Source organism: Rhodobacteraceae bacterium IMCC1335 (assembly GCA_039640495.1).
GTDB lineage: Bacteria > Pseudomonadota > Alphaproteobacteria > Rhodobacterales > Rhodobacteraceae > Thalassovivens.
This window is the reverse complement of record CP046864.1, coordinates 3,451,421-3,476,836: the sequence shown is the minus strand read 5'-3', so window position 1 is coordinate 3,476,836 and position 25,416 is coordinate 3,451,421. Positions and strand designations below refer to the sequence as shown.

Here is a 25,416-nt window from a genome sequence, read left to right as displayed (position 1 = left end):
TTAAGCCTCGGTTAGCTTGTGTCAGGTTTGGTGCAAAACAGGTCAAAAAAACGATCTCTGACACATTTTCCGCGTTTTGATCAGGGCGAATTTCTCAAGCGCGTTGGCAGGAAACACAGCCTGTAAGGCGCAATTTAAACCAGTGATGAATTAACTATTAGGAAAGAGCCTTATTGGTTGAGGCGCTCGCCCCAAAAGGGTGTAAGCCAAGAGGCGCGCATAAGCTTTATGCCGGCCCCTTACTCGCCGCCAGTTATCCCTTCATTGCATTAAAAAAGCGAATAATATCTGCGCTGATGCGGGCCGTTACGACCCATTTTGGCTGGCTTTTGGATCTCAAAAGTTTTGTATGACTTCTATATTTCGGCTTAACAGCTGTTTGTTTTGATATTATTCAGTCTGTTGGATTTTTTAGGAGGGCCTTTAGAAAACCCCCTGTTTCTAGTCGAGTTCCCAGCTGTCCACCCGGCAATCATCCGGGGCAATGCAAGCAGCCATTTCAAGTGCTCCGATCAATGCAGAGCAGCCCTGCGCCTCCACCGTTGCCTGCGCCGCGTTCAGGGTCACGGTCACGCTGATTGAAAGCTGCGCAGCTTTACCTTCAATGAAGGCTATAAAGGAATGCGAGAACTGCCCATGGAAGGTCATTTTGACACGCATAAAATCATTGCCGCCGCGGCCAAAACCACCGGATTGAACTGGCCTATGCACCGTATAAGTTCGATCTGCTGTGATCAAACCGGCTGCCGCCTGCGCAGATCTTAAAAACGGCTTTTTGAAAGCAGAGATTGGTGGATCGCTCACGCCAAACCTGGGGGCAAGCCCCGTATGATTTGTGCCCCAAAGGCATCATGCAAACTCTGGAATGCCAGACATGGCATGAAACCTTGGCAGTTTGCGAAAGGCCCGCATCCAGTTGCGCAAATACGGGTAGGGCTCATGCCCGATACCGCCATCACCCGAGAGCGCAATATAGGGAAAACAGGCGATATCTGCGATCGTTGGCGCCTCTCCAACGATCCATATTTTTCCAAGGATTTCCCGTTCTGCCAGATGATCATCAAGGATGGCAAAGGCGCTTTGCGCCTGCGCGCGAGCACTCTCAACATTCAACGCATAGCCCAATACATCATGCAACCGCGCAGCTGAGGAGGCCATCAATTCATTTCCGGCAAAGGAAAGCCACATCATGATTTGTCCAAATGCGGCCGGATCATCCGGTAAATATTGCGCCGAGGTATCATATTTGCGGGCCAGATAACATAAGATGGCTTGCGCATCGCGCAGTTGCAGCTCGCCATCTTCAAGCACTGGTATTTGGCCAAGTGGGTTAAGTGCCAGGAATTTGGGCGTTTTATGTTCCTTTCCCGGAAAGAAATCTACTGATATTGTGTGATAATCGATTTGCAGGAATTCAAGCAGCAGCCGCACTTTATAGCAGCTTCCGGATAAGGTATAATTATGCAGCGTCAGGGCCATTTATGCGGCCTCTTCATGCAACAAGCCAAATTTCATACCGCTGTCTTTTAGCCAGCGGCGAAAAGCAACCGAACTGAGATCGGCTCTTGTTGGCATTTCCGAGCGCGGTGTCAGTGGCAGTAATTTGGGGCGTTGATTTTCAAGAATTATTCGGTCTTGTAAAAAAATGGTTTGTTGAAAATCGATCATACCAGTGTTGGATGACGTATCATCAAGCAAGGCCATTGGCATATATCCGATGCACTCTGTCTCTGTTTTGGGTTGGATGAAGAGGCAAATCGCATCCAAGCGATCCGCATAGCCAAGGGCAGATTTATACAGCATTACCCCGAATGGCGATAAAACGCGATAGGTATAATCGGTCATTTGACCTTCACCAGCCTTTGCCGCGGCGGGCGAGGCGGCGGGTTGAAAGAATTGGCACCCTGTTGCCCAGATTTCATCAACATCTTGGCGGTGTTCGGTCTTATAACTGAGCACTTCTGTTTCGTTTTTTGCACCTAAGATATCGGTATGCACAAAGCAGAAATGGGCCATATCTAAAAAATTTTCTACAATTCGAAACGGGCTTGCATGCACACCCACTGACCCGCAATTGACAATCCTGCGATCGGGTTCATCGAAGGCCTCGATGATCGGCATTGGCCTTGGACTGTCTCCAAGGGTTGTGAAGATAACCGCGAATTGCTCGATAATTGGCAGTTCTCGCCCAGGTGCGCCGCTTGCGTCCAGGGCAACCGCCGTCACGGTTCCATCGCTTGCCGCTGTCAAGCGAATGGGCTGCCCCAAAAGCAATGTTTCATGGGGTTTTGCGGGAGTCACTTGCCCCGGATATGCAACTGGCAGCCATTGATTTAAGGCAACTATATCTGAAGTTACTGTCATGTTCGTAGTCCTTGATTGATCTTTCGGCGCAAGGCAACCATCCGTTTGGCTAAAGCAAGCCTTGCCGTTGGATCTGTCGATCTTGTGCTCAGATGAATGGCGCAGCTTGTGCGGCTGTAGGGTTGCACCGCAACGGCTACCGTGTTGCTTTTATTCAAATAAACTTGGTTTTCTTGCGCCTCTGTTATCTCTACAAACTCGGCAATTCCTGCAAGCGCCTGAGCCCTATCGCATTCTAAAAATATGCTGCGTACCGAAGCCCATTCGGTATTTGTTTCGACCGTATTTTCGCCAGCACTAACAAACACCATCCCATAAGATTCGCTTACGTTTAGAATATCGGCGCATAATGTCTTTGGCGGGGTGACCTCTGGATGCGCTGGTATTTTTCGACAGCCTCCATCAGAGCCATATTCCCAACCATGATACAGACATGTCAGGCGGTTTTCTTTTACGAAACCAAAGCTCAAACGCATGCCGCGATGGGGGCAGCGGTCATGCCAAACATGCGCCTGACCGGCATAATCACGCCATAAAACCAGTTCGACATCTTGCAGCTGTATTGGATGAACGCCGCCCGGCTTGATATTGTCGCAAAGAGCGATGGCATGTGGTTCTGTAAGCTCTAAAATTGGTTCCATCGGGTCTCCGCGTTGTTTTAAGAGCCGCATATCCGAAGAGATTGCGTACCGCTGTCTTATAACCAATAGTCGGTTCGGGTTCAAAGCGTGTTTTGATCATGCGGCCGCGCGCATGGACGCGTTTTTGCCAAATGGGCTGGCTTTCATCCAGCTTCCGATAGCGTGCATGGTCCAGACCTTCAGGGCAAAGAATAGTGGTCGTTTTAGGGCAGCGGTTTTGAAGCGTATGATTTCATTTGAAACACTAGCTTTCAGCCATGAAAAAGCCGGTTAAGATTGGTTTTTAAAAGGGCCTTAAAATAATGGGGCCTGCATATTTGCAGGCCCCATCACCTTGTCACAAAGCGCTAAGCGCCTTTTGCGATTATGCAGTCGTTTTTCTTAATTTGGAACTTTCGCGTCGATTCCTTCAACGTAATACATCATCGTATCAAGATGTTTACGGTCCGCGACTTCTCCGTCAGCCAAGACTTGGTTGCCTTCATTGTCATTTAGCGGGCCGGTGAATGCAAAATATTTGCCATCACGGATCGCATCCTTGACCTCTTGGGCTTTGGCGGCAACTTCAGCTGGCATGTTTGTGAAAGGTGCCATTTCCACGGACCCATCATCCATATGGCCAAAGTAATCGCCTGTGGTCCAGGTGCCATCAAGAACCTGACCGACTTTTTTGATGTAATATGGACCCCAGTTATCGATCGTTGCAGTCAATTGCGCCTTAGGGGCAAATTTGATTTGATCCGAGGCTTGTCCAAACCCAAACCGGCCTTCTTTCTCAGCGGCTTGTAATGGTGCAGGTGAATCGGTGTGCTGGGCGATCACGTCACAGCCTTGCTGCATCAGCGCCACGGCAGCATCCTGTTCTTTTTGTGGATTATACCAAGTATATACCCATACGATATCGATTGTTACGTCTGGGTTTGTTGATTTTGCGCCCAGATAATAGGTGTTAATTTCACGAATAACTTCTGGAATCGGATAAGCTGCCACGTAACAAATTTTATTTGTTTTGGTCATCATGCCCGCGATCACGCCCTGCACGTGCCGGGCTTGGTACAAGCGGAGGCCGTAATTGGCAAAGTTGGGCCCTTGCTTATAACCTGTTGCGTGCTCGAATTTCACATCTGGAAATTTCTTTGCAACGTTTTCCATTGGGTCCATATAGCCAAAGGATGTGCCGAAAATAATATCGTGGCCTTGCAGCGCCATTTGCGTAAACACGCGCTCTGCATCGGCGCCTTCGCCTACTGATTCCACAAATGTGGTTTCGACGCGATCGCCAAAGGCCTCTTCAACCTGTTGACGGCCAATATCATGGCGATAGGTCCAACCATGATCGCCGGTTGGCCCAACATAGACGAAGCCAACTTTTACATCGGCCGCGAAGGCGGCTGTGGATAGGCCAAGAGCCACCGCGGCCCCTGCTAAGATAGATTTTATCGTCATAAACTACTCCTTTTCAGATTATGAGTGCCTCAAGATGAGGCATGGAACGCCCGGCCCAAAGATCCAGGTGCCCCTTGGTTGCCTTTGGCCGAAATGAAAACCAACACCGCAATAGTTATCAGATATGGTGACATGGACAAGTACTCGACCGGAATCGCGGCCCCGGCAGCTTGCAAGTTAAGCTGTAAAACGGTTACGCCGCCAAATAAATAGGCACCAATCAACACCCGCCAGGGGCGCCAACTGCCAAAGACCACAATGGCCAAGGCGATCCACCCGGCGCCGGCTGTCATGCCCTCGGTCCATTGAGGCACCCGCACCAAGCTTAGATAAGCGCCGCCCAATCCGCTACAGGCTCCCCCAAACATGATGGCCAAAATCCGAATCCGGATCACCTTATAGCCAAGCGCATGGGCGGCGTGGTGGTTTTCCCCCACCGCCCGCAAAATCAGGCCAACCCGCGTGCGTTTTAATGTGTAGGCCACCGCTATCACGATGATCACTGAAATATATACCATCGCGTCATGTGAAAATAACAATGGCCCCAAAACCGGTAGATCAGAGAGCAAGGGAAGATCCAGTTTATCAAGGCTGGGGGATTTCATGCCTTCATATGGCTTGCCAATCAGCGCCGATAACCCAAGCCCAACCAGGGTTAAGCCCAAGCCCGTTGCCACCTGATTGGACAGAAAAATTTGGGTTAACACCGCAAAACTCAGCGATAAGAGGGCGGCCGCGAGGGCGGCGCATATAAACCCTATTCCCGGGCTTGACGTATTGACCGCAACCGCAAAGCCAATCACGGCGCCCGTGATCATAAGGCCTTCAACGCCCAAATTGAGCACGCCGGAGCGTTCCACAACAACTTCGCCAATGGCGGCCAATAAAATAGGCGTTGCCGATACCATGAGGGAGGCCAAAAGCAAAATCGGGTTGATGGATGAAAGGTCCATTACTTTCCCTTTCCAAAACGAATGCGGTAATTGATAAACAAATCAGTCGCGAGCAAAAAGAATAACAACATGCCTTGAAACAATTGGATCGAGGCCCCTGGAACCCCCAGCATCAACTGCGCCAACTCGCCGCCGATATAGGTCAGAGCCATCAACAGCCCTGCTGCCAGAATTCCCCAAGGATTAAGCCGCCCCAAAAAGGCGACAATAATAGCGGTAAACCCATAGCCAGAATTAAAATCGGTGGTGATCTGTCCCGCTGGGCCACTGACTTCAAATAGCCCTGCTATACCCGCCAAAATACCAGAAAAACCAAGGCAAAAAATCACCAATCTTGAGGGTTTAATCCCCGCGAATTCCGCAGCTTTTGGCGCCTCGCCGGTTAACCGAATTTGAAACCCGCGCAGATGTTGGGTGAGAAGGATATAGGCGAAGATAACGCTTATAAACGCCACCACGACGCCCCAATGCATCCCCGAGCCACTAATCAATTCTGCATTATGCGCGCTGTCATATTGGCGAAGGTTTCGCGAGCCGGGAAACCCCATACCTTCTGGATTTTTCAACAGGCCTTGCGACACAGATGCCAGAAAGGATTCCGCGACATATACCAGCATGAGCGAAACCAATATTTCATTGGTTTTGAAACGGGTGCGCAACAAGGCGGGGATCATCGCCCAGATCCAGCCGCCCAAAGCACCGGCAAGAACCATCAGCGGAAAAATCAGGCGGCTTTCCAGTGGATAAAGCGCCAAAGCCACAGCGGCTCCGCAAATCGCTCCGATAATATATTGCCCTTCCGCGCCAATATTCCATATGCCGGCGCGAAAGCCGAACGATAGTCCGATCGCGATTAAAATAAGTGGGCCGGCTTTTACCAAAAGCTGCGGGCGAGAATAAGAAGCAAATGTTGGGTCGAATAAAGGATCCCAGAAAATAATCCGAATCGCCTCGAGCGGGGGCTTGCCCAAAAAGGCAAACATTGCCCCCCCCATCACCATCGTCAAAAGCACTGCAATCGCGGGCGTGATGGTTGTGAGCAGCGCCGAGGGATTAAGCCGTTTTTCGAGACGGATCATGGCGTTGCCTCTGCGGTTGCGCTGCCCATCATTAAGCCAATATCCTCAATCGTTAACCCAGCTGTTTTTTTGATCTGCGATAGGCGGCCTTCATAAAGCGCGCAAAAGCGATCCGAAATCTCGATCAGTTCATCCAAATCTTGCGAAATAATCAAAATCGCAGCGCCTTTGGCTGCCAGATCCAAAAGCGATTGACGAATGGCGGCCGCGGCGGCGGCATCAACGCCCCATGTCGGCTGGTTCACCACCAATACATCAGGATCTTGTAATACCTCTCGTCCAATAACAAATTTTTGCAAATTCCCCCCGATAAAGAGGCCGCTGTATTCGCGGTGCCGGGGGTTCTGACATCAAATTCATCGATGATGGTTTTGGCAAATTTTTCTGCGCCGCTCCAGTTTAAAAACCCGTTTTTAACCAGCTTTTTGCGCAGCGCGCCGGTAAGCAATGCGTTTTCAATCAGGCTCATATTTGGCGCGGCTGCGTGGCCCAAACGTTCTTCGGGGGCGCATAGCAGACCAAGAGTTCGCCGCGCATTCGGGCCCAAATGGCCAATATTTTCTCCGTTAAGCTGGCACATTTGCGGCGCAGATAGCGCCTCTCCTGAGAGGGCAGCCAATAATTCCTCTTGGCCATTTCCGGCGATGCCACCGATCCCAAGAATTTCCCCAGCTGCTATTTCAAAGCTGAGGCCGCTGATCGGTGATTTGCCGCTGCCATTGCCCGCAAGCGTAAGTGCTTTCACCGAAAGCCGGGTTTTCCCCAGCTCGTGTTGTTTTTTCTGAGGGGCTTTAAAGCTGGCGCCAACCATCATTTCGGCCAAAGCCGCAGCCGAGGTGTCCGAGGGCGTGCAGCTCGCCACTTTCTTGCCGCGCCGCAGGATGGTTGCCGTGTCACAAAGGCTGCGGATCTCTTCCAGCTTATGGCTGATGTAAAGGATTGAGGTGCCCTCTGATTTAAGCTTGCGCAGCGTCGCAAACAGGGTTTGCACTTCTTGCGGTGTCAGCACCGATGTGGGCTCATCCATGATAAGCAATTTCGGATTTTGCAACAGGCAACGGATGATCTCAACGCGCTGGCGCTCTCCTGCGGATAAGCTTCCAACGATGCGGTTTGGATCAAGCGGCAGCCCATAGGCCTGAGAAACCTCTCGAATGCGCTGCGCCAAATCGCGTTGAGGCAATATGGTTTCCATGCCTAAGGCAATGTTTTCCCCCACATTCAACGCGTCAAACAGAGAAAAATGCTGAAAAACCATTCCAACGCCTTGGCTTCGCGCAACCTTTGGCTCGCTAGGAGCAAATGCTTGTCCGTTCAGCGTCATGGCACCTTGATCTGGGCGAACCAACCCATAAATCATTTTTACAAGCGTTGATTTTCCCGCGCCATTTTCCCCTAAAAGCGCATGTATTTCATGTTGGCCGATATCAAATGACACATCGTCATTCGCAACCACGCCCGGGTAGCTTTTGCTCAACCCGCGAATTTCCATCAAAACGTCTGTCACGCTTTCTTCCTTGTTAAGGCACGGTTCTCAACGCGCCTTTCCAAAAACGCTGCGCTGACTCCGATGGCGATTTCGGCTGGATGCTTACCAAAATCGCGTGATCCGATGGGACAGGTGATCCGGTTGATACTGGCCGAATTATGCCCAAAAGCTTGCAAACGCTTTTTAAAACGCGCCCATTTGGTGGCAGATCCTATCAGCCCTGCCCAGTCAAACCCGTGCCGCAGCAATCCATTGCATAATTCTAAGTCCAAACTGTGCGAAAATGTCAGGATCAGATGCTGTGCCGTTTGGGGCGCATGCTTGATCAGCGCGGTTGGGGTTTTTGCAGGCAGCATAATTACCCGTTCCGGAGCGCGATCTGGAAAGCGTGAAAGATCCGTATCGACCCAAGTGATCTCTAAATCGGGCAGGCGGGCAAACATATGCACCAAGGCGCGCCCGACATGACCGGCCCCCCAGATCCAAAGCTGCGCGCTGGGCGCAAAAACCGGTTCGATCATCCAACCATCATAGAGGCCGGGTTTTGGCAAAACCCCTTGTCCGCGGTGATCTGCAAGAACGCGTTTGGCCGAAAAAGGCAGCGTTGATGCGCCGGTGATCCGCCTAATTAGCAAATTTCCATCGGCTTGAGGCATGGATTTTGTTGAAAAAAACTCGGTCACCAACGCGACTGAGCCGCCGCAGCATTGGCCCAAGTCAGGCCCCAGCGGATGGCGGCTAAACAGCGCGCTGGTTTTCCCCTGCTCGATGGCTTCACGCGCAGCGCGGGTGGCTTGGTATTCAAGCGCACCGCCCCCGATCGTGCCGCTTTGACCGGTTTTCCAAACCAACATTGAGGCCCCGATATCGCGCGGGCTAGATCCTGCAACATCCGCCACGACCACGCGGGCGATGGGCCCGTATTTGCAGGCCGCCCGGGTCAGCGCATCTAAATCAAACCCCATGCGCTTGCGCTCGCTGCACCGAGTGAAACACTTGTTCGGGCGTTGCCGGGGCCTGCAAGTCGGGATAGGCACTGCCGCATGCTGAAATCGCATGGCTCAGCGCCAAAAAGACCGAGTTGCCCAGCATAAAGGGCGGCTCTCCCACCGCTTTTGATCGATAAATTGTGTTTTCCGTGTTTTGGCCGTTCCAAAGTGCAACGTTGAAAATGTCCGGTTGGTCGCCAATGGTTGGGATTTTATAGGTTGAGGGCGCATGGGTGCGCAAATGACCGCTTTGATCCCAGACCAATTCTTCGGTGGTTAACCAACCCGCGCCTTGCACATATCCACCCTCGATTTGGCCAATATCCAGCGCCGGATTAAGGCTGGCCCCCACATCGTGCAGGATGTCGCAGCGCAAAATGCGATTTTCACCCGTGAGACGATCGATCACAACCTCGCTGACAGCGGCGCCATACGCGAAATAGAAAAAGGGTCGCCCCTCGCCTTTGATGCGATCCCATTTAAGGCCAGGTGTTTTGTAAAACCCGTTTGCCGATAAATTAATTCTGTTTTCGTAACATAATTTGGCAATTTCTTGGAAGGGCACGCGCCGCGCGTCGATGCTTATATGATTGTTTTCAAATCCCACTATGGCATTGGGTTTTTGAAAATGTTGTTTCACAAAATCGCTGATGCGCGCGGTGATTTGTTCGCAAGCCCGTTTGATTGCCATGCCGTTTAAATCGCTTCCCGAACTGGCCGCAGTGGCAGAGGTATTGGGCACTTTTGCGGTATCTGTTGCCGTGATTTTGATCTGTTGCATATCAACGCCAAATTCAAAAGCCGCCACTTGGGCAAGTTTTTGAAACAGACCTTGGCCCATCTCGGTTCCGCCATGATTGATTCTGATGCTGCCATCTTGGTAGAGATGCACCAAAGCGCCCGCTTGATTTAGGTGACTTAGGGTAAAGGAAATACCAAATTTAACGGGGGTTAGCGCGATCCCGCGTTTTAAAATGGGATTTTGCGTATTCCAGGTTTTAATTGCGGCCTTGCGGTCTGAATATTGGCTTGTTTTTGCCAACTGATCGGTCAATTGATGCAGAATAAAATCGGTAACCGGCATACCATAGGGTGTGGTTTGAGTATTTTCAGACCGAGCAGATGAGCGCGGCGCTACCGCCATATCAGCGTAAAAATTGCGGCGCCGGATATCGAACGCATCTTGCTTTAAATAATGCGCAATATGGTCAAGCACGCGTTCGATTCCCAACATGCCTTGCGGGCCACCAAAGCCGCGAAAGGCCGTGGCGCTTTGCGTATTGGTTTTCAAACGATGGCTTTCGATGCGGCAATGCGGCAGATGATAGGCATTATCGGCATGTAACATCGCCCGATCCGCCACGGGCAGTGAAAGGTCTTGGGCCCAACCGCAGCGCGCATATTGCACGAATGCGACCCCGGCAATGCGCCCCTCTGCGTCAAAACCTGCTTGATAAGAAATGCGAAAATCATGGCGTTTGCCAGTGATCATCATATCGTCATCGCGATCATAGCGCATCTTGCAGGGGCGTCCGGTATGTCGGGCAGCGATGGCGCAGGCAACGGCCAATGCGTTGCCTTGGCTTTCCTTTCCCCCAAACGCACCGCCCATCCGCCGCACTTCAACGCGGACATCTTGCATTTGAAGACCCAAAGCATCGGCAACCTTATGCTGTATTTCGCTGGGGTGTTGCGTCGAGCTGTGGATGACCATTTCCTGATCATCCTGCGGCAGGGCCAGTGCGGCTTGGCCTTCAAGGTAAAAATGTTCTTGCCCCCCTATCACAATCTTACCTTGGATTTTATGCGCGGCCTGCGCGATAGCCGCGCTAGGATCACCTTTTTGGTAGATGCGGGGACCATCCTCAAAGCGGCTATTGGCGGCGAGGGCTTGGTCTATCGACAGGATCGCCTCGTGTTCCTCATAGGTAACCTGTGCCAAGCGCGCGGCTTTGCGCGCGCTCAAGTGGCTGGTCGCAATCACCAAAAAAATCGGTTGGCCGCTATAATGAACGCGGCCCTCGCTTAAAAGCGGTTCATCGCCTGCTGCCGGCGAGACATCGTTTGAAAATAGCAGATCTTCGGCTGTTAAGACGGCGATCACGCCTTCATGGGCGCGCACCTGATCTAAGCTCAGATCGGTGATTTGCCCCGAGGCGATGCTGGAAAGCCCAAACGCTAGGTGCAAGCAATTGGCGGGGCAAGGCAGATCATCAAGGTAGCGCGCGGCACCGGTCACGTGCAGATGGGCGGCATCATGGGGAAACGGGTGGCCGTGGCTCATGCGTTTACTCCCATCAGGTTCACGGCACAATCTTGGCTTTCAAGAAAACAACGGAGCAACAGCCCATAGGCAGCGTCTTGGCGATAGGCGGCAGAGGCGCGCATATCGCTGAGGGGCTGAAAATCAGCTGTCAAAGCTGCGCGACAGGTTTCAAGGCTGCTTTCTTGCCATGGTTGGCCGAGCAGTGCAGCCTCTGTTTTATACGCGCGCTGCGGCGTGCCAGCCATACCGCCAAAGCAAATCCGCGCGCGTTCTACATAACCTTCTTTGATCCCAATACTAAAACATCCGCATACCGCAGAAATATCCTGATCAAAGCGTTTGGAAAGCTTATAGCAATACAGAGATGCGCCCAGCTTTGGCAGCAAAATAGCCTCAACAAATTCTGCCTTTTGCAGATCCTGTTTGCCATAGCTCAGGAAGAATGTTTCCAAATCAATTTCGCGACGATCTGCACCGCGGCGCAGCACCAGTTTAGCACCAAGCGCGATCAGAGCGGGCGCATTGTCTCCAATGGGCGATCCATTGGCGATATTACCACCCAATGTGGCCGCCATGCGCACTTGCGTTGATCCATAGCGTCGCAACATCTCGCTATAATGCGGCAAAGGCTTTTGCGCCCATAGGCGCAGGGCTTCGATAGACACCATAGCACCGATACGGATATGATCGCCGTTATCTTCAATTTGCGCCAGATCTTTTGCCTGATGTAAAAACGCCAATGGGGCGGGGTTGCGCAGATCTTTTGTGATCCATAATGCCAGATCGGTTGCGCCGGCGACCAAAACCGTTTCCGGCTCCTCAAGCAATAGGCTGGCCAAGGCATCGCTCGAGCTTGGCAGATAGGTTTGTTCCTGCTGTAGATCCAATGCGGCCAATTTTTGTCGGTCGCTGCGCAGCCAGTCGGGCTGTGATAAGCGGGCGCTGGCTTGGGCGGCGCGTAAAATAGGCGCATAGCCCGTGCAGCGGCATAAATTACCTGCCAGCGTGGTTGCATGATCTTCATCTTGATTGATCTGCGCGGCAGCCATTGAGGCGATAAATCCCGGCGTGCAGAAGCCACATTGGCTTCCATGCGCGTCGATCATCGCGCTTTGCACCGGGTGCAATGCTTCGCCTTGCCCCAAAGCTTCCACGGTGCGCACGGCTTTACCCTGTAATTGTGGCAATAAGAGAATACAGGCATTCAGCGCTTGGACGGCCTCTGGGGTTATCACCACCACTGTGCAGGCCCCGCAATCGCCTTCATTGCAGCCTTCTTTGGTTCCCGTCAGTCCACGCGTTTCACGCAGCCAATCCAAAAAGCTTGTGGTAGCACTGATATTCGCCAGGGCCACTGTCTCTCCATTCAGAAGAAACGATATGTTCATCGGGTTAAACCTGCCGCCTTACCATATTTCCCTGTCTCAAAACCTTCGATGCGGCGTAGAAGATGTGAGTTTGTCTTCCTCAACGTTAGCCGCCGATTTACCATCCTGGCAAGATTTATTTTCAAGGAAGGGTGCCAGAGGGCTTTTTATTTCCAAATTGGTGATTTTTAGGGCAAACTTTGAAATAAGGCATTGGGGTCGTGCCGCGGCTGGTCTATTCTAAATGTATGACAAAAAATGCCCAATTCATCCATCTGAGATTGCACAGCGAGTATTCCCTTCTTGAAGGGGCGATGCGGCTGAAAAAGCTTCCGGATTTATGCCAAAACATGGCGATGCCGGCCGTTGCGCTGACAGATAGCAATAATTTATTCGCTGCGCTTGAATTTTCGGTTTCTGCCAGTGCGGCCGGTGTGCAACCCATTCTGGGCTGTCAGATTGATCTGGCTTATGCCCCCGTACCGTTGGGTGGGCGCAAACCACCGCCGGCGCCGATCGTGCTGCTGGCGCAATCGGAAACGGGATATGAAAACTTACTCAAATTGAACTCTTGCTTATATCTCAAGGCTGATGGCGAGCTGCCGCAAGTCAGCTTAGAGGATTTGAAGCGTTTTCATAAAGATCTGATCTGCTTAACGGGGGGCGCAGATGGTCCTGTGGGCTGCTTGCTCAGAGCGGGCCAAGCGCCAGCAGCAGAAGCGTTGATGCAGCAATTTTCCGAAATTTATGGGGATCGCCTGTATGTTGAGTTGCAGCGCCATCCCGGGGAGACGGGGCTTCCCGAGGTCGAACGGTTGACAGAGGCCGGATTTATCGAGTTTGCGTATCGTATGGATTTGCCTTTGGTGGCCACCAATGATGTATATTTCCCCAAACCCGACATGTATGAGGCGCATGATGCGTTGATTTGCATCGCCGAAGGGGCTTATGTGGATCAGCAAGCACCCCGCCGTCGGCTAAGCGCGCAGCATTATTTCAAAACGCCACAAGAAATGGTGACGCTCTTTGCTGATCTTCCCGAAGCCGTTGCCAATACGCTAGAAATCGCACGCCGCTGCGCCTTCATGGCTTATCGGCGGGATCCGATTTTGCCAAAATTTGCAACTGATGAGGTTCAAGAATTACGGCGCCAGGCGCAAGAGGGCTTGGCCGCGCGGTTGGCGATTATTCCGCATGCGGATACGGTGGAGGCCTATGAAAAGCGTCTTGAATTTGAGTTGAAGATTATCGAAGGCATGGGCTTTCCAGGTTATTTTCTGATCGTGGCAGATTTTATCAAATGGGCGAAAGAAAAAAACATACCGGTTGGTCCTGGGCGTGGATCTGGGGCGGGCAGTTTGGTGGCTTATTCGCTGACCATTACCGATTTGGATCCGCTGCGCTATTCGCTTTTGTTTGAACGGTTTTTAAATCCAGAACGCGTGAGCATGCCGGATTTTGATATCGATTTCTGTATGGATCGCCGCGATGAAGTGATCCAATATGTTCAAGAAAAATATGGCCGTGATAAAGTGGGCCAGATCATCACCTTTGGGGCGCTTTTATCAAAAGCGGCTGTTCGAGATATCGGGCGGGTTTTGCAAATGCCCTATGGTCAAGTCGACCGCCTTTCCAAAATGATTCCGGTGGAAGGGGTGAAGCCTGTTAGCATTGAAAAAGCCTTGGCTGATGAGCCACGTTTGCGCGAAGAGGCGCAAAATGAAGAGGTTGTGGACCGTTTGCTTACTTATGGGCAACAGGTCGAGGGGTTGCTGCGCAATGCTTCGACCCATGCGGCCGGGGTGGTGATCGGTGATCGGCCGCTGGATGCGCTGGTGCCCCTGTATCAGGACCCCAGATCGGATATGCCCGCCACGCAGTTCAACATGAAATGGGTGGAACAGGCCGGTCTGGTAAAATTCGACTTTCTGGGATTGAAAACCTTAACCGTGATACAAAACGCCGTTGAATTGGTGATTAAATCGGGCCGTGCGCTGCATATCGCAGCGGATGGCAGTAGTTTATATGAGCCAGCGGCGGGCACGCAGGATGATATTGCGGCGATCCCGCTTGATGATGAAAAATCATACGCGCTCTATGCGGCGGCAAAAACAATCGCGGTGTTTCAGGTAGAATCCAGCGGCATGATGGATGCGTTAAAGCGGATGAAGCCCACTTGTATTGAAGATATTGTGGCGCTTGTGGCTTTGTACCGCCCGGGTCCGATGGAAAATATTCCAACCTATTGCGAAGTGAAAAACGGCTTGAAAGAACGGGCCTCTATTCATCCCCTTATTGATGATATTTTGGAAGAAACCCAAGGCATTATCGTGTATCAGGAACAAGTGATGCAGATCGCGCAGGTGATGGCGAATTATAGCCTTGGCGGGGCCGATCTATTACGCCGCGCGATGGGGAAAAAGATCAAAGAGGCGATGGATGCCGAGCGCCCCAAATTTGAAAAGGGCGCGGCGGAAAATGGAGTGGATGCAAAAAAAGCCTCTGAAGTTTTCGATTTGTTGGAAAAATTCGCCAATTATGGGTTTAACAAATCGCATGCCGCCGCTTACGCCGTGGTCAGCTATCAAACCGCGTGGCTCAAAGCCAACCATCCGGTCGAATTCATGGCCGGCGTGATGAATTGTGATCTGCATTTAACGGATAAGCTGGCGGTTTATTTTGAAGAGGTACGCAAGGGCTTATCATTGCCGTTCGTGCCGCCTTGCATCAACCGCTCGCAAGCTACGTTTGACGTGCATGAAGGCGCGCTGGTTTATGCGCTTGGGGCGTTAAAGAATGTGGGCGTAGAGGCGATGCGGCTATTTACCCAGGCGCGTCTTGTAGAGGGCGTTGAGCGGCCTTTTGTAACCTTGTTTGATGTGGCGCGGCGGGTGGATCTGAAGCGCGTTGGCAAGCGGCCATTGGAGATGCTGGCCCGGGCAGGGGCGTTTGATGAACTGGATGGCAATCGGCGTCGGGTCTTTTCCAGCCTAGATGCTTTGGTGGGCTATTCAGCCGCTATTCACGAACAAAAAGCCTCTAACCAGGTCTCGTTATTCGGTGAGGCGGGTGAGGATCTGCCGGAACCGCGACTGATTTCGATGGAAGACTGGCTGCCCGCAGAACGTCTTTCTGAAGAATTTGCCGCAATCGGTTTTTACCTATCGGGGCACCCGCTAGATGATTATATGGCGCCATTGCGGCGCAAAGGCGTAATGACATTGGAGGAGCTTCAGAAAAAAGCCGAAAATGGTCCACTTGTTGCAAAATTGGCAGGCGTTGTTGCGGGCCGGCAAGAGCGCAAATCAGCAAAAGGCAATCGCTTTGCCTTTGCGCAACTGAGCGATGTGAGCGGCGCCTATGAGGTAACGTTATTTTCCGATGCACTGGAAAAAAGCAGAGAGTTTTTAGAAGCGGGCGCGCAGGTACTGGTGGGGGTTGAGGCCAGCCTTGAAGCGGATCAGTTGAAGCTTTTGGTGCGTTCGGTGGTGCCGTTAGATGGGGCGATTGCGGATGCGGGGGCGACCGGTTTGCGTATTTTCATTGATAATTTGGACAGCGTGCCTTCTGTGGCCTCGGTGTTGCAGCAAGCGGCGGGCACCAGCAAACGCGGCGGCAAAGGACCGATCTATTTTTGCTTGTTGAACCCGGATTTGCCGGGCGAAGTTGAAATTGACATTGGTCAGGAATTTCCCGTTACACCGCAAATCAAAGGCGCGATTAAAAGTTTGGGTGGCGTGTTACAGGTAGAAGAGCTTTAGGCGGTTTTTTAACGCTGAAGCCTGTCTAGGTACTTTCCCTTTAGTCCTATTCTGCTAAGTGACACAGAATAATCGGTAAGAGTAAAGCGAAGCAATGAGCGATAGATTTCAAATAACGCTGGCCCAAATAAACCCTACGGTTGGGGATTTGCAGGGCAATGCCAGATTGGCCAAAGAGGCCTGGCGCCACGCAAAAGCGGCGGGCAGTGATCTGGTCGCCTTTCCCGAAATGTTCATCACTGGCTATAACGCGCAGGATCTTGTGATGAAGCCGGCCTTTCAGCGCGCGGCGATTGCTGAAATTGAAGGGTTGGCGCAGGCGTGCAAAGAGGGTCCGGCTTTGGCGATTGGCGGGCCGTGGGTGGAAGCGGGCGCTTTATTCAATGCGTATTTTATCTTAAATGATGGCCGGGTTGTGTCGGTGGTTGAAAAGCATCATTTGCCCAATCAATCCGTATTTGATGAGGTGCGCATTTTTTCCTCCGGCGAAATTGCGGGGCCCTATTCGGTGGGCAATACGCGGATTGGCAGCCCGATTTGTGAAGATGCATGGCATCCGGATGTGGCCGAAACCTTGCAGGAAACCGGCGCCGAGTTTTTATTAGTGCCCAACGGGTCCCCCTATCACCGCCAGAAATCTGAAGAGCGGCAGAATGTTATGGTGGCGCGCGTGATCGAAACGGGCTTGCCGTTGATTTATCTAAATATGGTGGGTGGCCAAGATGATCAGGTGTTTGACGGGGGCAGCTTTGTGCTTAATCCCGGCGGGGCATTGGCTTTGCAGATGCCGATGTTTGAATCGGCGCTTGCGGATGTGGTTCTGAGAAAGCAGGGCTCGGGTTGGAGCGCGGCGCAAGGCGTTTTGGCGCCTTTGCCCAGCAGCCTAGAGGCGGATTATCATGCGATGGTGTCAGGCTTGCGTGATTATTGCGCAAAAAGCGGGTTTCCGCGGGTTCTGCTGGGCCTGTCTGGGGGTGTTGACAGCGCTTTGGTGGCGGCAATTGCCGCCGATGCGCTGGGCGCTGAGAATCTGCGCGCTGTTATGTTACCTTCAGATTATACGTCCGAAGGCTCTTTGCAGGATGCCAAAGATTTGGCTGAAAATCTGAAATGCCGGTATGATTTTCTACCGATTTCGCAGGGCCAAGCGGCTATACATGACAGCCTTGCCCCGCTTTTCGAGGGCACACAGCCCGATTTAACGGAAGAAAACATACAATCGCGTTTGCGGGGCCTGTTCTTAATGGCGCTCTCAAATAAATTTGGGGAAATGCTGCTGACAACGGGAAATAAATCAGAAGTGGCCGTGGGATATGCCACGATTTATGGCGATATGGCCGGCGGCTATAATCCGATTAAAGATCTTTATAAAACCCGCGTTTTTGAAATTTGTCAGTGGCGCAATGCGCATCATCGCGCGTGGATGCAGGGCCCACCCGGTGCTATTATTCCCCAAACTATCCTTGATAAGCCCCCCAGTGCCGAATTGCGCCCCGATCAAAAAGACAGCGACAGCTTGCCCGATTATCCCGTTCTTGATGCGATTTTGACGCTATTGGTGGATGAGGATCAATCAATTGATGCCTGTGTGGCGCAAGGGTTTTCACGGCAGGAGGCGTTGCGCGTGCAAAACCTGTTATACGCAAGCGAATATAAACGTTTCCAAGCCGCGCCCGGAACGCGACTATCGGCGCGGGGTTTTTGGCTGGATCGGCGCTACCCTATCGTGAATGCATGGCGCGAAAAGGGTTGATTTTGCATTTTGCCTGCGCGGCGTTTTTTTGCTACCGTCGGCAGGGTTTGAAACACGCCAATCATTGAGCCGATGGACATGAGTGTGACCTTCTTCTTAAGACAAGCGCCGCAAAAACGGGCGCCATGGGCAGCTGACGGGCAGGTTAATGCCTAGCCTGTGCCAAGAATGCTGCCAAACTTTTGAAAAGGGCCGGCGCTGCCCGCGCTGCCATGCGCCCAATATCGTAACGCATCCAGAGCTTTTTACGCTGAGTATCGCGCACATGGATTGCGATGCCTTTTACGCCAGCGTGGAAAAGCGCGATCATCCCGATTTAGCGGATAAACCGGTGATTATTGGCGGCGGGCGGCGCGGTGTGGTGTCCACCGCCTGCTATGTGGCTCGGATTCGGGGCGTAAAATCCGCCATGCCGATGTTCCAAGCCTTAAAGCTATGCCCTGACGCGGTGATTATAAAGCCTAGAATGGCGGTTTATGCCGAGGTCAGCCGCGCAATCCGGCAGATGATGGAAGATCTGACACCGGCCATTGAGCCCCTTTCTTTAGATGAAGCCTTTCTCGATTTACGCGGGACAGAAAAATTGCATGGAGCGCCCCCCGCAGTGATGTTGGCGCGCCTGGTGTATCGGATGCGCCAAGAGTTGGGTCTGACCGGGTCGATCGGGTTGTCGCATAATAAATTTTTGGCAAAAGTGGCCTCTGATTTAAATAAACCCCGCGGGTTTTCTGTGATCGGAAAAGACGATACGGCGGCGTTTTTGCAGGATAAGCCCGTGCGTATGATCTGGGGGGTAGGCAGCGCCACGCAAGCCGCTTTGGCGCAGGCCGGCATTCGCAGTTTTACCGATTTGTTGCGGTGGCAACGCGATGATCTGACGCAAAAATTTGGGTCGATGGGCGAAAGGCTTTGGCATCTTGCGCGGGGCCAAGATCATCGCCGGATTAGCCGAAATACACCGGTGAAATCGATTTCCAATGAAACCACATTTTTTGAAGATACCGCCGATCCTGATTTATTGGACGGTCATTTATGGCGCATGTGTGAAAAAGTATCGGATCGGGCGAAGGCAAAAGAGCTGGCGGGGCGTGTGGTAACGCTGAAGCTTAAAACCACTGGCCATAAAATTATTACCAAACGTCAAACGTTGGAGGATGCGACGCAATTGGCAGACCGTGTCTACCGTGTATCGCGGGCCATGCTGTCGCAAATTCCAGCAGGGCAGGTCTACCGGTTGATCGGAGCGGGTCTGTCTGATTTATGCGCGGCCAGCCAGGCGGAGCGATCTGGAGATCTTTTGGACCCACAGGCTCATCAGCGCGGCGCTGCAGAGCGTGCCACGGATAAAATCCGCAAAAAATTTGGCGAGGATGCGATTCTTAAAGGGCGGGCGCTGCGCTAGCGGCTATTCGGCGGCGAGGCTGCTTTCTGCTGCGCCGGCTTTTGCAATCTCGGCCAGCACTTTGCGCAATCGTTGACGAAAAAACTCAAATTGCTCAGAGGGGGTGATATTGGCCTCATTCAGATAAAGCGCGCGGTCAATTTCGATTTGCAAAACATGTTGATTGAAATGGGGGCGACCATAGCGCTGGGTGATATAAGCACCGGCAAAAGGCGCGTTGCGCGCCACGCGAAATCCGTGGCTGCTAAAAATATCAAGCACATTCTCGGCCAGTCGCGACTCAGCAGAGGCGCCAAAGCGATCCCCGATAACGATTTCGGTGCTTTGCTGTGAACGGCCGGTTGGCGCAACGGCCTCGTGGGGCATCGAATGCACATCGATCAAAATTGCGCGCCCAAATTTGGTCTGCGCGCGCACCAGAAGCGCTTTTAAAGCCTTATGATAGGGCTTCCAATAGGTGTCTATGCGCGCTTGGGCGGTTTCTTTAGACATTTTCCCGCGGTAGATCGCGCGCCCATTTGCAACGACGCGCGGGATGATCCCCAGCCCTGAGGCAATCCGTGGATTTTGCTTGGCGCTCGGAACGCCGGTAATCAGGGCTGGATCCAGCTCATCCTCGGCGCGGTTAAGATCCAAAAAGGATCGGGGCGCCTTGGCGGTTAAAAGTGGTGCGCCAAAACCGGGGACGCAGGCGATCAGCTGATCGATATAAGCATCTTCTGAACTGCGAATCGTTAAGTCATCTAGAATAGAGCTTTTCAAAAAGCTGTCCTGATACGCGCGCCCGCTGTGAGGGGAGGCAAACACCACAGAGGATGCTAAAGCCGCAGGTTCGACAATTTTATAGGCGCAATGGTCAAAGGGCAGGTTTTCCATAAGTTCAGGATAGCTTAAAAATAGAGAATTGCAAAAGCCCTTGATCCCGCGCAACCAACCTTTTATAGACCCTCCACCGGCGCGGTTCGCAGCGCTCCGTTTTTTGGTGCTGCGCGCATCGCCAAGACGGGCGGTTAGCTCAGCGGTAGAGCACTACGTTGACATCGTAGGGGTCACTGGTTCGATCCCAGTACCGCCCACCACGGGTTTCACGGCCCCTCATTATGGGGTCAACAGCAACTGGCGCAAAGACGCGCCGCGATTGAAGGAGAAGGCCATGAAGGTCAAAAACTCACTCCGCTCGCTGAAGCAGCGTCACCGCGACTGTCGTGTCGTGCGCCGCAAAGGCCGCGTATACGTCATTAACAAGACGCAACCTCGGTTCAAAGCCCGTCAGGGCTGAACCTGCAGGGTCAGTAAGCTTTCGGAACGCCCCGCCATCTTGGCGGGGTTTTTCATTTAACGGCTTCGATTTCAGCGAGAATTGCCGCTGCGGCCGCAGCGGGGTCATGGGCTGCGGTAATCGGCCTGCCAATCACCAGATGATCGGCGCCGCCGGCAATCGCCTCAGCGGGTGTCATGACGCGCTTTTGATCCCCCAGAGCAGCGCCAGTTGGGCGCACGCCCGGGGTGACGATTAATTTGCCAGCGCTGATCGGAAGGCTGCGGATCAAGGCAGCTTCTTGCGGAGAGGCAATGACCCCATCGGCGCCAGCGTCTAGTGCGCGGGTGGCGCGCTCGATGACAAGCTCAGAAATGGCGCCGCCTTTTATCATACAAGCATCCAAATCTGCGCGATCAAGCGAGGTCAGGATTGTCACGGCGAGAATCTTTAAATTCTTGCCCGCAGCGCCTGCTTTTGCCGCTCTGACCACATGCGGATCCCCATGAACGGTCAAAAAATCAATATCATATTGCGCCAATCCGCGCGTGGCATGTTCGATCGTTGCTGAAATATCGAACAGCTTCATATCAAGGAAAATCTGTTTGCCGTGCTCTTGCTTCAATTCATTGGCCAGCGCCAAACCGCCCCCCGTCAACATGCCCAGCCCAATTTTATAAAACCCCACTTGATCGCCAAGTTTTTGCGCCAAGGCCAATCCGGCAAGCGCATCGGGAACATCAAGGGCAACAATTAATCTGGAATCTGGCATTCTTTTGGTCCTTTTTGGGTTGTTGCGGGTCTAAGCTTGGCATGGGCTTGCCGTCAAGCCATTGACCCGTGATCGGCATGGCTTGTCACGCGTCATCACTAAAATAATCTGAGTTTCTTGAAACCAATTGGTCGATTGCCCATATCAGATTTTGGAAAGGCCTGATGTCTAAACGTGCCGAAAACCGGGTGTTTGACGTAATAGGCGCTTTAGTAAAGGAGAGTGCGATGGACTTAAGCAAGTTCACGGAACGCGCACGCGGGGTTATTCAAAATGCGCAAACCCTGGCGACGGTTCAAGATCATCAACGGTTTATGCCGGTACATTTATTGAAAGCTTTGATGGATGACCCCGAAGGATTGACGCGCAATCTGATCGAGCGGGCGCAAGGGCGCCCTACGGATATCGCCACTGCTGTCGAGGCTGAACTTAGCAAATTGCCAAAAGTTTCGTGCGAGTCAGGGCAGTTAAGGCTTGATGGCAGCGTTGTAAAAGTGCTTTCAGAGGCGCAGAATCAGGCACAAAAAGCCCAGGACCGCTTTGTCACTGTCGAGCGCCTGCTTGTGGGTTTGGCTTTGGTGAAATCACCGGCGCAGGCCGTGTTGGCGGCGGGCGGCGTTACGGCTCAAAGCCTGACTCGCGCGGTTGCAGAGATGCGTCAAGGGCGCACTGCAGAAACCGCGCATGCCGAAGATGGTTTTGAAGCTTTGGATAAATATGCGTTGGATCTGACCGAGCGCGCCCGCTCTGGCGGCATCGATCCCATCATTGGGCGCGATGAAGAGATTCGGCGTGCGATGCAAGTGCTCTCGCGGCGCACCAAAAACAACCCGGTTTTGATCGGCGATCCGGGCGTTGGTAAAACCGCCATCGCCGAAGGCTTGGCCTTACGCATTGTGAACGGTGATGTGCCCGAATCTCTGCAGAATAAACGTCTGATGGCGTTGGATTTGGGGGCTTTGATTGCAGGCGCCAAATATCGCGGCGAATTTGAAGAGCGCCTCACCGCAATTTTAAAAGAAATCACCGCCGCAGCGGGCGAAATCATTTTGTTCATCGATGAAATGCACACTTTAATTGGGGCTGGTAAGGCCGATGGCGCCATGGATGCGGCGAATATGATTAAGCCAGCGCTGGCGCGCGGTGAGTTGCATTGCATTGGTGCCACCACATTGAATGAATACCGGCAATATGTTGAAAAAGATGCCGCGCTCGCGCGGCGTTTTCAACCGCTTATGGTCAGCGAACCAAGCTTGGAAGACACCGTTAGCATTTTGCGCGGAATCAAAGAAAAATATGAATTGCATCATGGCGTGCGTATTTCCGACTCGGCGCTGGTTGCGGCTGCCACTCTATCTAGCCGGTATATCACAGATCGGTTTTTACCTGATAAAGCCATTGATTTGATGGATGAGGCGGCCAGTCGGTTGCGGATGCAAGTGGATAGCAAGCCGGAAAACTTAGACGCGCTTGATCGCGAAATTTTGCAAAAGCAAATCGAGGTGGAAGCGTTGCGCCGCGAAGATGATGCCGCATCCCTTGCGCGGCTTGCAGATATTGAGAAAGCTTTGGGGATGCTGCAGGATCAAAGCGCCGTTTTAACTGCGCAATGGCAGGCAGAGCGCGATAAAATGGCGGGCAGGCGCAGCATTAAAGAACAATTGGATCGGGCGCGGGCGGAATTGGACCAGGCCACGCGTCAAAGTGATTTGGCGCGGGCGGGTGAATTGTCATACGGGGTTATTCCGCAATTGGAAAAGCAACTTTCCGATGCCGAGCACGCTGACTCTGGGGGCGCGCTGATCACAGAGGCGGTACGCCCCGAACATATCGCCACGGTGGTCGAGCGTTGGACGGGCATTCCCACCAGCAAGATACTTGAGGGAGAGCGTGATAAGTTGCTGCGCATGGAGGCCGCGCTAAGCCAGCGGGTGATCGGTCAGGATGTTGCTTTGGCCGCTGTGGCCAACGCGGTGCGGCGGGCGCGCGCCGGGTTGAATGATGAAAATCGCCCCTTGGGGTCCTTTTTGTTTCTGGGCCCGACAGGGGTTGGCAAAACTGAATTGACGAAAGCGGTCGCGCAATTCTTGTTTGATGATGATGCCGCGATGGTGCGCATCGATATGTCGGAATATATGGAAAAGCATTCCGTGGCACGCCTTATCGGGGCACCTCCGGGCTATGTCGGCTATGAAGAGGGCGGGGTCTTAACCGAAGCAGTGCGCCGACGTCCCTATCAAGTGGTGCTGTTTGATGAGGTGGAAAAAGCGCATCCGGATGTGTTCAACCTATTATTGCAGGTTATGGATGAGGGGATGCTTACCGATAGTCAGGGCCATCACGTTGATTTTAAACAAACTCTGATTATTTTAACGTCAAATCTGGGCTCTCAACCTTTGAATTCCACGCCCGAGTCTCAGGATCGCTTTGCGACGAATGAAGACGTGATGGCGGCCGTACGCGGTCACTTTCGCCCTGAATTCTTGAACCGCCTTGATGAAATGGTGGTCTTCAACCGTTTGCAACCCGCACATATGGGGGCAATTGTTGATATTCAGCTTGCGCGGCTACAGGCGCGGCTTGATGGCCGCAATATTTCCCTTGAGGTTGATGCGAAGGCCAAAAGCTGGTTGGCGCAGCATGGCTATGATGCCAGCTTTGGCGCGCGGCCGCTGAAACGGGTTCTTCAGCGGCATGTTCAAGATGCCTTGGCAGAGCTGTTGCTCTCTGGTCAAATTGCCGAGGATCAGCAGGTGCCTATTTCCGCAAAGGAGGGAGGGCTTGTGATTGCTGGAAAAGTGGCGAAACCTATGGCGGTGACGCCGCAGAATGCGGTGCTTCACTAAAACAACACGCTTTTGTGAAAAAGGTTGTTTTTGAAGATGCTGCAGAACGCGCTAAGTTATTCAGAGAAAACGTGTAAAAGGATGTTTTATGGCCCATCGTTGGAGAGCTGATCTGAAACAGTCGGAGGTGACCGATGAGCAGGTTTTTGTAAACAGAAGGCATTTGCTCGCCGGGCTGGCGGGGATTGGGTTGGCAGGTGGTTTGACCTCTGCGTCAAGCGCAGCGCAACGCGCTGTAGAGCTGGAGCCGAATGAATGGGAAGATATTACCAGCTATAACAATTACTATGAATTCGGAACGGGAAAAAGTGATCCTGCCAAATATGCAGGCGCTTTAACCACCGCACCGTGGAGCGTGGAAATCAATGGATTGGTGGATCGCCCCGCGGTGTATCACCTCGAAGATATTCTGCAAAAAATGGCGATTGAAGAACGCATTTACCGGTTTCGCTGCGTCGAAGCATGGTCAATGGTGGTGCCGTGGAACGGGTTCGAACTGGCGGATCTTTTGAATATGGCGGGGGTTCAATCGCAGGCAAAATATGTGGCATTTCAAACTTTATATCGGCCTGAGGAGATGCGCGGACAAAATTACCCGGTGCTCGATTGGCCTTATGTAGAGGGCCTGCGACTTGATGAGGCAATGCACCCGCTGACGCTGATGGCGAATGGAATTTACGGAAAACAAATCCCCAATCAAAACGGCGCGCCGCTACGGTTGGTGGTGCCCTGGAAATATGGGTTCAAATCCATCAAATCGATCGTAAAGATTACCTTAACCGATACGATGCCCCCCACCAGTTGGTCTTTGGCGAATGCGCGGGAATACGGGTTTTACAGCAATGTGAACCCACAGGTTGATCATCCCCGCTGGTCGCAGGCAACAGAGCGGCGTATCGGAGGTGGCCTTTTTGCCAAACGCCAGCCGACATTGATGTTCAATGGCTATCAAGAGGATGTTGCCGAGATGTATAAAGACATGGATCTGACAAAATTTATCTAATAAGCCCGAGAGTTGAGGGGTGATCTG

18 protein-coding genes, 1 tRNA gene and 1 pseudogene are annotated in these 25,416 nt (G+C 52.5%); 7 read left to right on the top strand and 13 right to left on the bottom strand.

Annotation, left to right across the window (positions count from 1 at the left end):
* Window positions 1–441: 441 nt before the first annotated feature.
* The 11 genes and pseudogenes from GN241_16930 to xdhA form a co-directional block, all read right to left on the bottom strand.
* Complete coding sequence (locus tag GN241_16930) at window positions 442–804, bottom strand: hypothetical protein (GenBank protein ID XAT58893.1); 363 nt, start codon at window positions 802–804, stop codon at window positions 442–444.
* Window positions 805–849: 45 nt separating this feature from the next.
* Window positions 850–1,479 (bottom strand): glutathione S-transferase, encoded by a 630-nt coding sequence (locus GN241_16925; protein XAT58892.1) that lies wholly within the window; start codon window positions 1,477–1,479, stop codon window positions 850–852.
* On the bottom strand, window positions 1,480–2,364 hold the full coding sequence (locus tag GN241_16920; protein XAT58891.1) for an aromatic ring-hydroxylating dioxygenase subunit alpha: 885 nt from the start codon (window positions 2,362–2,364) through the stop codon (window positions 1,480–1,482).
* Window positions 2,361–3,005, bottom strand: a complete 645-nt coding sequence (locus tag GN241_16915; GenBank protein XAT58890.1) for a Rieske 2Fe-2S domain-containing protein — start codon at window positions 3,003–3,005, stop codon at window positions 2,361–2,363. The genes GN241_16920 and GN241_16915 overlap by 4 nt, the downstream gene beginning before the upstream one ends.
* Window positions 3,006–3,386: 381 nt before the next feature.
* On the bottom strand, window positions 3,387–4,451 hold the full coding sequence (locus tag GN241_16910) for a BMP family ABC transporter substrate-binding protein (GenBank protein ID XAT58889.1): 1,065 nt from the start codon (window positions 4,449–4,451) through the stop codon (window positions 3,387–3,389).
* Window positions 4,452–4,480: 29 nt separating this feature from the next.
* Window positions 4,481–5,389: an ABC transporter permease gene (locus tag GN241_16905; protein XAT59334.1), complete on the bottom strand. Its 909-nt coding sequence runs from the start codon at window positions 5,387–5,389 to the stop codon at window positions 4,481–4,483.
* Window positions 5,390–5,403: 14 nt separating this feature from the next.
* Entirely contained in the window at window positions 5,404–6,483 is a 1,080-nt protein-coding gene (locus GN241_16900; protein ID XAT58888.1) for an ABC transporter permease, read from the bottom strand.
* Window positions 6,480–7,990 (bottom strand): annotated as a pseudogene (locus GN241_16895) (ATP-binding cassette domain-containing protein). The gene GN241_16900 and the pseudogene GN241_16895 overlap by 4 nt, the downstream one beginning before the upstream one ends.
* Window positions 7,987–8,937 carry a xanthine dehydrogenase accessory protein XdhC gene (xdhC, locus tag GN241_16890; GenBank protein ID XAT58887.1) on the bottom strand — a complete coding sequence of 317 codons (951 nt, stop codon included), beginning with the start codon at window positions 8,935–8,937 and terminating at the stop codon, window positions 7,987–7,989. Before xdhC ends, GN241_16895 begins: the two are co-directional and overlap by 4 nt.
* Window positions 8,927–11,245 carry a xanthine dehydrogenase molybdopterin binding subunit gene (xdhB, locus tag GN241_16885; protein ID XAT58886.1) on the bottom strand — a complete coding sequence of 773 codons (2,319 nt, stop codon included), beginning with the start codon at window positions 11,243–11,245 and terminating at the stop codon, window positions 8,927–8,929. The genes xdhC and xdhB overlap by 11 nt, the downstream gene beginning before the upstream one ends.
* A complete protein-coding gene (gene xdhA / locus GN241_16880; protein ID XAT58885.1) occupies window positions 11,242–12,615 on the bottom strand; it encodes a xanthine dehydrogenase small subunit in 1,374 nt (457 codons plus the stop codon). The genes xdhB and xdhA overlap by 4 nt, the downstream gene beginning before the upstream one ends.
* A gap of 227 nt (window positions 12,616–12,842) precedes the next feature.
* Here xdhA and dnaE point away from each other — a divergent pair, with 227 nt between their 5' ends.
* The 3 genes from dnaE to GN241_16865 all read left to right on the top strand — a co-directional run bounded on the left by dnaE (window position 12,843) and on the right by GN241_16865 (window position 19,510).
* Window positions 12,843–16,355 (top strand): DNA polymerase III subunit alpha, encoded by a 3,513-nt coding sequence (gene dnaE, locus GN241_16875; protein XAT59333.1) that lies wholly within the window; start codon window positions 12,843–12,845, stop codon window positions 16,353–16,355.
* A 94-nt stretch (window positions 16,356–16,449) separates the two neighbouring features.
* A complete protein-coding gene (locus GN241_16870; protein XAT58884.1) occupies window positions 16,450–18,108 on the top strand; it encodes an NAD+ synthase in 1,659 nt (552 codons plus the stop codon).
* Between the two features lie 148 nt (window positions 18,109–18,256).
* Window positions 18,257–19,510, top strand: coding sequence for a DNA polymerase IV (locus GN241_16865; GenBank protein ID XAT58883.1), 1,254 nt, complete (start codon window positions 18,257–18,259; stop codon window positions 19,508–19,510).
* 3 nt (window positions 19,511–19,513) lie between these two features.
* Here the strand turns inward: GN241_16865 and GN241_16860 are convergent, their stop codons facing one another.
* The gene (locus GN241_16860) at window positions 19,514–20,386 is read right to left on the bottom strand and encodes an N-formylglutamate amidohydrolase (protein ID XAT58882.1); all 873 of its coding nucleotides are present in this window, start codon (window positions 20,384–20,386) and stop codon (window positions 19,514–19,516) included.
* A 128-nt stretch (window positions 20,387–20,514) separates the two neighbouring features.
* Between GN241_16860 and GN241_16855 the strand changes: the two genes are divergently transcribed.
* Both GN241_16855 and rpmJ read left to right on the top strand, forming a co-directional pair.
* Window positions 20,515–20,589 (top strand) — tRNA-Val (locus GN241_16855).
* 74 nt (window positions 20,590–20,663) lie between these two features.
* Window positions 20,664–20,789: a 50S ribosomal protein L36 gene (rpmJ, locus tag GN241_16850; GenBank protein XAT58881.1), complete on the top strand. Its 126-nt coding sequence runs from the start codon at window positions 20,664–20,666 to the stop codon at window positions 20,787–20,789.
* A 52-nt stretch (window positions 20,790–20,841) separates the two neighbouring features.
* On the opposite strand, the gene pyrF is transcribed toward rpmJ, so the two are convergent.
* Window positions 20,842–21,540: an orotidine-5'-phosphate decarboxylase gene (pyrF, locus tag GN241_16845; protein XAT58880.1), complete on the bottom strand. Its 699-nt coding sequence runs from the start codon at window positions 21,538–21,540 to the stop codon at window positions 20,842–20,844.
* A gap of 227 nt (window positions 21,541–21,767) precedes the next feature.
* On the opposite strand from pyrF, the gene clpB reads away from it, so the two are divergent.
* Together clpB and msrP are read left to right on the top strand one after the other, a co-directional pair.
* Window positions 21,768–24,386, top strand: coding sequence for an ATP-dependent chaperone ClpB (clpB, locus tag GN241_16840; protein XAT59332.1), 2,619 nt, complete (start codon window positions 21,768–21,770; stop codon window positions 24,384–24,386).
* A gap of 88 nt (window positions 24,387–24,474) precedes the next feature.
* A complete protein-coding gene (gene msrP, locus GN241_16835; GenBank protein ID XAT58879.1) occupies window positions 24,475–25,389 on the top strand; it encodes a protein-methionine-sulfoxide reductase catalytic subunit MsrP in 915 nt (304 codons plus the stop codon).
* The last annotated feature ends 27 nt before the right edge of the window (window positions 25,390–25,416 follow it).

Excerpts from the sequence above, each read along its gene's own strand:
- GN241_16925 (XAT58892.1), bottom strand. The coding sequence starts at position 1,479 with ATGGCCCTGACGCTGCATAATTATACCTTATCCGGAAGCTGCTATAAA.
- GN241_16920 (XAT58891.1), bottom strand. The coding sequence starts at position 2,364 with ATGACAGTAACTTCAGATATAGTTGCCTTAAATCAATGGCTGCCAGTT.
- GN241_16915 (XAT58890.1), bottom strand. The coding sequence starts at position 3,005 with ATGGAACCAATTTTAGAGCTTACAGAACCACATGCCATCGCTCTTTGC.
- GN241_16910 (XAT58889.1), bottom strand. The coding sequence starts at position 4,451 with ATGACGATAAAATCTATCTTAGCAGGGGCCGCGGTGGCTCTTGGCCTA.
- GN241_16900 (XAT58888.1), bottom strand. The coding sequence starts at position 6,483 with ATGATCCGTCTCGAAAAACGGCTTAATCCCTCGGCGCTGCTCACAACC.
- xdhC (XAT58887.1), bottom strand. The coding sequence starts at position 8,937 with ATGGGGTTTGATTTAGATGCGCTGACCCGGGCGGCCTGCAAATACGGG.
- xdhB (XAT58886.1), bottom strand. The coding sequence starts at position 11,245 with ATGAGCCACGGCCACCCGTTTCCCCATGATGCCGCCCATCTGCACGTG.
- xdhA (XAT58885.1), bottom strand. The coding sequence starts at position 12,615 with ATGAACATATCGTTTCTTCTGAATGGAGAGACAGTGGCCCTGGCGAAT.
- dnaE (XAT59333.1), top strand. The coding sequence starts at position 12,843 with ATGACAAAAAATGCCCAATTCATCCATCTGAGATTGCACAGCGAGTAT.
- GN241_16870 (XAT58884.1), top strand. The coding sequence starts at position 16,450 with ATGAGCGATAGATTTCAAATAACGCTGGCCCAAATAAACCCTACGGTT.
- GN241_16865 (XAT58883.1), top strand. The coding sequence starts at position 18,257 with ATGCCTAGCCTGTGCCAAGAATGCTGCCAAACTTTTGAAAAGGGCCGG.
- GN241_16860 (XAT58882.1), bottom strand. The coding sequence starts at position 20,386 with ATGGAAAACCTGCCCTTTGACCATTGCGCCTATAAAATTGTCGAACCT.
- rpmJ (XAT58881.1), top strand. The coding sequence starts at position 20,664 with ATGAAGGTCAAAAACTCACTCCGCTCGCTGAAGCAGCGTCACCGCGAC.
- pyrF (XAT58880.1), bottom strand. The coding sequence starts at position 21,540 with ATGCCAGATTCCAGATTAATTGTTGCCCTTGATGTTCCCGATGCGCTT.
- clpB (XAT59332.1), top strand. The coding sequence starts at position 21,768 with ATGGACTTAAGCAAGTTCACGGAACGCGCACGCGGGGTTATTCAAAAT.
- msrP (XAT58879.1), top strand. The coding sequence starts at position 24,475 with ATGGCCCATCGTTGGAGAGCTGATCTGAAACAGTCGGAGGTGACCGAT.